We start from the raw sequence: 7,444 nt of genomic DNA, 5'->3' as shown, positions 1-7,444 counted from the left end.
GTCCAGCCAACTAATGACCGAACCGATTAAGGCACTGGCTTTTAACACGCTGTTGAGTTCTCAAGAAACGGACACCCACCGCGCTCCACCCACTCTCGCGGGCCTCGCTCCGGGGCAACCCTTCTAACTTACCAGGATCTTCCCGGCTGTCAAGTCCAGATCCGAAGATCTTTTTCGACGGTCAAGAATCACCCGATCCCCACACACCAACCACACAGACCACACAGACCCAAGCCTGCGACTCGATGTACCGGGGGGCCACCGGGCCGGCCACCTTGCGGCGTCCTGCATCCCGTTCCAGGCCTGCTACTTCAGCTTACCTCGGTTCGCAGTGTGCTTCGAACCGATTTCTTCTGAGTGGCTTTCCCCGGGGCCGTCCGCCTCTCGGCGTTCCGCATCCCCTCGGGGCAGGTAGAACGTTAGATTCCCGCGCCCCCCACGTCAAATCGGGACGCTTACCTCCGTGACCCCTCACGTAAACCTGCTGGTCACAGCCTGTTCACGAGCCGCAGTCGCGGTCGCGGTCGCGGCACGACCGGGCGTTCGGCGGACCGTGTCAGCGTCCCGTCAGCGTGACCGTCCCCGCGCGGCGCTCACGTCAGCACCACGTCAGTGCCGTCGCCGACGGTGGTTCCAGGCAGACGCCGAGACGTGAGGAACCGTGAATGAGCTATGTGATCCAGGCCGAGGGCCTGCGGAAGAGGTTCGGGGATACTCAGGCCCTGGACGGGGTCGACATCGCCGCGCGCCGTGGGACGGTGCTCGGTGTGCTGGGGCCGAACGGCGCCGGCAAGACCACGGCCGTGCGGGTCCTGGCCACCCTGTTGAAGCCCGACGCCGGGCGCGCGGAGGTGTGCGGGTACGACGTGCTGAAGGACGCGGTCCGGGTGCGCGCGATGATCGGGCTGACCGGCCAGTACGCCTCGGTGGACGAGGAGTTGACCGGGTCGGAGAACCTGCGCATGATCGCGCGGCTCCTGGATTTCAACCGGGCCGACGCACGTGACCGCGCCACCGGGCTGCTGGAGCAGTTCGGCCTGACCGAGCCCGGCGGGCGCGCGGTGAAGACCTACTCGGGCGGGATGCGGCGGCGGCTGGACCTGGCCGCCAGCCTGATCAACCGGCCGGAGGTCATCTTCCTGGACGAGCCCACGACCGGGCTCGACCCCCGCGCCCGCAACGACGTGTGGGACACCGTGCGCGAGGTGGTCGCCGACGGGGCCACGGTGCTGCTCACCACCCAGAACCTGGAGGAGGCCGACGCGCTCGCCGACCAGATCACGGTGGTCGACCACGGCCGGGTGATCGCCGAGGGCAGTTCCGCCGAGCTGAAGTCCCGGATCGGCCGGCAGACGCTGGAGGTCCGTGCGGCCGAGCCGTACCGGGCCTCGCAGCTCACCGCGATCGTCGCCGAGCTCACCGGGCTGCATCCGACCGTCCAGGAGCCGTCCGGGCTGGTCACGGTTCCGGTGAGCGACCCGACACTGCTGTCCGCGGTGGTCCGGCGGCTGGACGAGGCGGACATCGTGGCCGCCGAGCTGGCGCTGCGCATGCCCAGCCTGGACGAGGTCTTCCTCACCCTCACCGGACATCCCGCCGAGGAGGCGGACACCGAATCCGTTCCCGAAAGGACTCCGGCATGACCGCCATCACGAGCACCGGTGTCACCGCACGGGTCGAGCCGCCAGGGCGGATCAGCCCCCAGCGCACGATGCGCCACGGGCTGACGCTCGCGTGGCGCAACATCGCGCAGCTCAAGCACTCTCCGGAGAAGCTGCTGGACACGATGCTGATGCCCATCGTGTTCCTGGTGCTGTTCCTCTACGTGTTCGGCGGGGCGGTGTCGGGCAGCACCCACACCTACCTACAGCAGTTGCTGCCCGGCCTGGTCGCGCAGATGACGATGTTCGCGACGATGAGTCTCGGCACCGCGTTGAACGAGGACATCCACAAGGGGGTCTTCGACCGGTTCCGGAGCCTGCCGATCGCCCGTTCCGCGCCGCTGATCGGCACGGTCCTAGGGGACACGGTCCGGTTCGTCATAGTGATGACGGTCCTGGTCGGCTTCGGGTCGATCCTCGGGTTCCGGTTCCACAACGACCCACTATCAGTGCTGGCCGCCTTCGCCCTGGCCTATGTGTTCTACATGGGAGTCTCCTGGATCTCGGTGCTGGTCGGGCTGGTCGCCCCCTCACCGGGCACCGTGCAGGGACTGGCGTTCCTGTGGGTGATGCCATTGACGTTCGGCAGCAGCATCCTGATTCCCGACACCTCCAGCATGCCGGGGTGGCTACAGGCGTGGGCCAAGGTCAACCCGGTGTCGCATCTGGCGGACGCAATACGGGCACTCACCCTCGGCGGCCCTGTCGGCAACCACGCCTGGTACACGCTCGCCTGGGCGGCGGGCATCGTCCTGGTCACGTTCCCGCTGGCGATGCGGATGTACGCACGCCGCGCCTGACCCTTGGTGTGATGTCACGGATATGGCGCGGGCGTGCACGAAGAGCGCGCTACTCGGACCAGTCGGTCAAGCGGGCGTCGGCGCGGAATCTCAGTGCCGGGTCGACGTACCGCGCTTCTGGCACGGAGTACAGCCCCGCAAGGGCGGCCTGCTGGAACTCGTGACCGGCGGCGAGCACCGCCAGTTCCTCCGCCGTCGCGGGGAGGCCGCTGCGCGAGAGCAGCAGGCCGACCTCCGCGGCGGCGGGCGGGACGGCGGTCGTGGGTACGGCTGGGGCTGGCAGAACCGCGGTCTCCGTCATGGCGACTCCTCCGAAACGATGTCGGGGCAGTGGGGGCTGGTCAGGCGGTGGCCAGGGCGGTCGCGCCGTGATTCCCCTCATCCGCCGTCAGGGACGATGGCCAGGGCCTCTTCCCTTGTGGCGAGGCGTCCGCGCGCGTACGCCTCGTCGAAGCCCTCCGCGCCGAGCGCTTCGGTGGCCGCCGCAGTGGCGCGCCGTGCCTCAAGGCTGTAGCGGTCTCGGAAGCCGTGCAGTTTGTGCGCGGTGCCGAGCAGCTCCGCGGCGCGGACATGCTCGCCGCGCGCGGCGGAGAGCGCCGCCACCCCCTCGACGAGGGTGGCGAGGACCTGATTGCCCAGCAGCATGTTGTCGGCGACCCCAGAGAACGCCCAGGCGTGCAGGCGGGCCGCCTCCTCCAGATCGCCCTCCTGCTCGACCAGGCAGGCCAGCTTGGCGTAGACCATCACGCTGACCTGGGTGAAGTCGGCCCGGTGTCGTCTCGGCTCGACGTCCTCCAGAGCGCGTTCCAGCAGGGGACGCGCTGCGGCGAGGTTGCCCTCCCTGCGCTCAAGCTCGCTCAACCAGACACGGCCATGGGCCGCGTCGGCGTACTCACCGATCCGTTCAGTGTCGCGGATGCTGTCGGCAAGGTCCCGGCGCGCACCGTCGAAATCGCCATGTGCGGCCCGCGCTTGAGCGACGGTGATGCGCAGAACCGCGCCTTGCTCGTTGGAGCCCCGCCGCACGGCGTACTCGTAGGCCTCCTCCGCCAGGCGCACGGCCTCGGCCGTTTCGCCCCGCACCAGCGCGAGGTTCATCCGGCCGCTGAGCCCGAGGACCATCCCCCATCGGTCGCCGAGCTCACGGAACCCCTCGTAGGCGGCGCGGACCTGCTCGGCGGCCTGCTCGATCTCGCCGTCGTTCATCGCCAGGAACCCCTCCATGACGTGCGCCACGGCCCGGACCCAGGGGTCGGGATGCTCCGCGACGCCCTGTATCAACCGCCGGGCGCCGTCGATGTCGCCGGTGAAGAGCGGGCCGGCGACGGGCGCGATGATCAGGGCGGGGTGCCGCGGTTCCGCCGGCATCACCTTGACCAGCTGATCGATAAGGTCGCGGATCTGCACGGGGGTGGGGCCGGACTCGGAGGTCATCCCGTTCACCATCATCGCCGTCAAGAAGCAGATGGCGTACTGCTCCTCCAGTCCGGGCGGGGCCGTGTCGCCCGCGATCTCCCGCACCGCGATGGCCCAGCCGCCCGCCTCCCTCTCCAGATCGCGCATCAGCCAGAACCACGCCAGCGCCGCGACCAGACGCAGCCCGGTGGGCACGTCGCGGACGTCCAGGACATGCCGGAACGCCGCGTTGCAGTTGTCACGCTCGGCGGCCAGCAGGTCGCTCCAGTGAAGCTGGTCGCGGCGGCGCAGCTCGGGTTCGGCGCGTTCGGCGAGCTCCACGAAGTGGGCGGCGTGCGCGCTTTTGATCCGGACGGTCTCACCCGCCTCGGCGAGCCGTTCGGCGCCGTACACGCGGACGGTCTCCAGGAGCCGGTACCGCACCTCCGGGTCGCCGCTCGCCATCACCAGGGACTTGTCCACCAGCGCGGCGATCACGTCGATCACGTCGCGCGGATCGGGCGCGCCGGCCCCCTCCACACCGCACACTGCAGTGGCGCCGTCGGGTGTGGCGCCGCCCGCGAACACCGACAGGCGGCGCAGCACCGTGCGCTCGACGTCGTCCAGGAGCTCCCAGCTCCAGTCGACCACTGCGCGCAGTGTCCGGTGCCGGGGCAACGCGGTACGGCTGCCGCCGGTGAGCAGCCGGAACCGGTCGCCGAGCCGTCCGGCCACCTGGGCCGGTGTCAGCGAGCGCAGCCGCGCGGCAGCCAACTCGATGGCCAGTGGGATGCCGTCCAGGGCGCGGCAGATCGCGACCACGTGCGCCGCGGTGTCGCCGTCCACGACGAACCCCGGGCGCACCGCGCCCGCGCGGTCGGCGAACAACCGCACCGACGCGTAGCGCATCGCCTCCTCGGCGTCCGCGCCGTCCGGTGGCAGCGGCAGGGACGGGACGGGGCACAGGGACTCTCCGGTGATGCCGAGCGGCTCTCGGCTGGTCGCCAGGACGCGCACGCCGGGCGCGGCCTCCAGCACCCGGCCGACCACGCTCGCGACCGCGTCGATCAGGTGCTCGCAGTTGTCCAGAACGAGGACCATCCGCTTGGCCGCCATGAAGTCGGTCAGCCGCTCCAGCGGCGGCACCGGGGTGCGGGTCTCGGCGGTCCACGGCAGTTCGGGCACGCCGAGCGCGACCAGTACCGCCTTGGCCACGTCGCCGGGGTCGCTGACCGGTGCCAGCGGGACGAACCACACACCGTCGGGCTGCTCGTCCACCAGCCGGGCGGTGGTCTCGCCGGCCAGCCGTGTCTTGCCCGCGCCGCCGGGACCGGTGAGAGTGACCAGCCGCGTCTCGTCCAGCAGGCGTCCGACGCGTTCCGACTCCTTCTCGCGACCGACGAACGTGGTGAGCTGCGAGGGCAGGTTGGTCAACGCCGACCGGGGCGGGACCGCCCCGGGCGCCGAGTCCGGCAGGCGCGCGGGCGCGGATGAAAGCGCGGGCGCGCGCGAGGATGTCGGAGGGGTCAGGTCGGGGGCGCCCCTCAGGATGGCCACATGCACGGCGCTCAGTTCGGGCGAGGGGTCGACGCCGAGGCGTTCGGCTAGGTCGCACCGGGTCTCCTCGTACACGCGGAGGGCGTCGGCTTGGCGGCCCGCTGTGTAGAGCGCGCGCATGAGCTGCGCGCGGAGCCGCTCACGGAGCGGATGTGCGGCGGCCAGCTCCTCCAGCTCGACGACCTGGGGCACTCCCGTCCCCGCGGCGAGGTCGGCGTCGACGCGATCCTCCATCGCGGCGATCCGCAGCTCCTCCAGCCGCGCAATAACGGGGGCGGCGAAGTCGGCGTCGGCGATGTCGGCGAGCGCCGGGCCGCGCCACAGCGCGAGGGCGTCGTGCAGTCCGCGCGCGCGACGGGACGGGTCGGTCGCGCGGCGGGCCGCGGCGGCCCGCCGTTCGAAGGCGACGGCGTCCACCTCGTCCGCGTCGACCGCGAGCCGGTAGCCGCCCGGACCGAATTCGACTAGCTCACGGCCCGCGACGGCGCGCAGCCGGGAGACCAGCGCCTGTAAGGCGTTTCCGCCTGGCGGGGCGCCGTCCCACAGATCGTCGAGCAGCCGTTCGGCGGACACTGCCCGTCCGACGTCGATCGCCAGCCTGGCCAGCAGAGCGCGCAGACGCGGACCGCTGACCTCGACCGGCCGCGCGGCCTCGTCCCGCACCTCGAGCGGGCCCAGGATGCCGATACGCACGATTGCCTCCTCTCGGACATTGTCCCCCCGCGGCGGCGCCCCGTGGAGCGCCTCCGTGGCCGTCCGGCGCCTCCGGCGGGCTCCGTGCCCGGTCACCGCCGCCCCGCCCGTCACACCGGTCGACGTTTGACGCGGGCGGGACGGGTAGAGCCGTTCCATGGATCTGGCATTCCTCAAACCGCTCTACCACCGGCCGGGACCCTATGCGTCGGTCTACGCGGACCTGACCCGGACCACCGAGGACGCGTCCAAGGCCGCCGAGCTGCGATGGCGCGCCCTCCGCACCGACCTGGAGGCGCAGGGCGCCCCGGACGGGACGCTCCGTGCCGTCGAGCACGTCGTGCACGAGGAACTGGAGCTGCGCCGCTCCGAGGGGCTGGTGCTCTTCGCCGCCGGCGACGAGGTGGTGCGCACCGAGCGCCTGGCCGGGCCGCCGCGCACGTCGCTGGCGCGCGTCGCACCGCTCCCGCATGTCCTGCCGTACCTGGCCGGACGGGGTGAGCGGTTCCCCCACCTGGTCGCGGTGGTGGACCGGCGCGGCGGGGAGATCGACTGCTTCACCGCGGAGGGCGGGCACCGGCACCGCGAGGTCCGGGGCGACAAGGACCATCCGGCCCGGAGGACCAAGGCGGGCGACTGGAACCAGTCGCGGTTCCAGCGGGCCGAGGAGAACGCGTGGAAGGCGACCGCCAAGAGGGTCGGCCGCGAGATCGACCGGGCGGCGCGCGACTGCGGCGCCCGGGCGGTCGTGATCGCCGGAGACGTACGCGCCCGCAGCGCCGTCCTGGAGGAGATCTCCGAAGGCGTGCTGGAGCACACCGTGGAATCCGACCGCAACATCTCCGCCGACGACCCCGGGCTGAACGCCGAACTCGCCCGGATCCTGGAGCTCAAGACCGCCGAAAGGGTGCTGAGCGTCGCCGAGCGGTTCGACCGGGAGCTGGCCAATGGGCAGCGGGCCGTCGCCGGACTGCCCGCCACCGTGGCGGCCGTCCGGCGCGGGCAGGTCGAGAGCCTGCTCCTGGACGACGACCCCGAGTCGCCGGCGCGGCTGTGGATCGGCCCCGATCCGGGCCACGTCGCCGCCACGCCGGGCGAGCTGCGCCGACTCGGCGTGACCGATCCCCAGGAGGAACGCGCCGACGCGGCTCTGGTCCGTGCCGTCGCCGCCACTGACGGCGACCTGGTCGTCCTACCGGCGGACGGACCGAACGCGTCCCTCGGTGTGGGGGCGGTGCTGCGCTACAGCGATTGACCCGCCGCCCCTCCGGAGGCTGCCATACGCCCTACTGCGGTCTCCGGAGGGGCGGCTTCAGAAGCCGGCTTCAGGGGCGGCCT

The 7,444-nt window shown here is 71.6% G+C and carries 5 protein-coding genes; 3 read left to right on the top strand and 2 right to left on the bottom strand.

What is annotated here, in order from left to right; genetic code table 11:
* Positions 1-665: 665 nt before the first annotated feature.
* Positions 666-1,643 (top strand): ATP-binding cassette domain-containing protein, encoded by a 978-nt coding sequence (locus QP090_RS37075; protein ID WP_285944439.1) that lies wholly within the window; start codon positions 666-668, stop codon positions 1,641-1,643.
* On the top strand, positions 1,640-2,461 hold the full coding sequence (locus tag QP090_RS37070) for an ABC transporter permease (protein WP_285944438.1): 822 nt from the start codon (positions 1,640-1,642) through the stop codon (positions 2,459-2,461). Before QP090_RS37075 ends, QP090_RS37070 begins: the two co-directional genes overlap by 4 nt.
* 49 nt (positions 2,462-2,510) lie before the next feature.
* On the opposite strand, the gene QP090_RS37065 is transcribed toward QP090_RS37070, so the two are convergent.
* Together QP090_RS37065 and QP090_RS37060 are read right to left on the bottom strand one after the other, a co-directional pair.
* Positions 2,511-2,762: a hypothetical protein gene (locus tag QP090_RS37065; RefSeq protein WP_285944437.1), complete on the bottom strand. Its 252-nt coding sequence runs from the start codon at positions 2,760-2,762 to the stop codon at positions 2,511-2,513.
* A gap of 77 nt (positions 2,763-2,839) precedes the next feature.
* Complete coding sequence (locus tag QP090_RS37060; RefSeq protein WP_285944436.1) at positions 2,840-6,106, bottom strand: AfsR/SARP family transcriptional regulator; 3,267 nt, start codon at positions 6,104-6,106, stop codon at positions 2,840-2,842.
* 157 nt (positions 6,107-6,263) lie between these two features.
* On the opposite strand from QP090_RS37060, the gene QP090_RS37055 reads away from it, so the two are divergent.
* Positions 6,264-7,361, top strand: coding sequence for a baeRF2 domain-containing protein (locus QP090_RS37055; protein WP_285944435.1), 1,098 nt, complete (start codon positions 6,264-6,266; stop codon positions 7,359-7,361).
* Positions 7,362-7,444 lie beyond the last annotated feature (83 nt).

The sequence above is a fragment of the Actinomadura xylanilytica genome (assembly GCF_030283145.1).
Classification (GTDB): Bacteria; Actinomycetota; Actinomycetes; order Streptosporangiales; family Streptosporangiaceae; genus Spirillospora; species Spirillospora xylanilytica.
The sequence above is the reverse complement of the archived record's forward strand: the minus strand, read 5'-3'. Positions and strand labels throughout refer to the sequence as shown.